This is a genomic window from Collinsella sp. AF23-4AC (assembly GCF_003462685.1).
Classification (GTDB): Bacteria; Actinomycetota; Coriobacteriia; order Coriobacteriales; family Coriobacteriaceae; genus Collinsella.
The window spans coordinates 11,296-12,032 of record NZ_QRVE01000028.1; the positions used below are offsets into that span (position 1 = coordinate 11,296).

The 737-nt window shown below is 74.5% G+C and carries 2 protein-coding genes; one reads left to right on the forward strand and one right to left on the reverse strand.

Translation table 11 applies throughout. The features are described from left to right. A partial coding sequence (locus tag DWY05_RS09600) for a transposase (protein ID WP_233511302.1) occupies window positions 1-506 on the reverse strand: 506 nt, incomplete at its 3' end. A gap of 16 nt (window positions 507-522) precedes the next feature. Here DWY05_RS09600 and DWY05_RS10155 point away from each other — a divergent pair. Next, a partial coding sequence (locus tag DWY05_RS10155) for a hypothetical protein (RefSeq protein WP_233511303.1) occupies window positions 523-737 on the forward strand: 215 nt, incomplete at its 3' end.

Genomic DNA, 737 nt, shown 5'->3' on the forward strand with positions numbered 1-737 from the left:
GGCCTCCTGATCTCGTGCGGGTGCATCAGCGCCCGGTACGCCTCCCTGGCCACGTAGCGCTTGAGGCACCTCATGACCTCCCTGTCACTCTTCCCCCGCGCCCTGGCCCTCTCGGCGTACTCGGCGGTCTCGGGGTCGCGCATGACCCTCTGCCTCGCGATCTCGTGCAGCGCGCTGTTCGCCTGCCGGTCGCCGCCCCTGTTGAGCCTGTGCCTCACGGTCTTGCCGCTCGAGGCGGGGATGGGGCAGGCCCCGCATATCGCCGCGAACGACGCCTCGGAGCGCAGCCTGCCCGGGTTGTCCCCGGCCGCGACCGCGAGCTTGGCCGCGCTCACGGGCCCGCACCCGTACATCGCCAGCAGCGCGGGGCAGTTCTCCTCCAGGGACGCCTCGATCGCGCGCTCCATGTCGAGCGCCGCGTCGCGCGCCGCCGCCCACAGGTCCGCCAGCGCGCCGAGCGCGGCGCCCAGCGCGCCCTCGGCGCGCACGGAGGGGAGCTCCTCCATCAGCCTCGGCCCTCCCATGCCGCGGAACCTCGACCTGAGCCCCTCCGGCGCGGTGGTGAGCAGCGGCCTCGCGGTGTTGATCGCCGAGGTCCGCGCCTTCACCGCCCCGGAGCGCGCCGCGAGCATGCAGCGCACCCCGTCGACCCACCCGTCCTGGCTCTTGGGGGTCCCGAGCTTTGAGCCGGACATCGCCGCGCGGGCGGCCCTCTCCGCGTCCGCCTCGTCGCACTT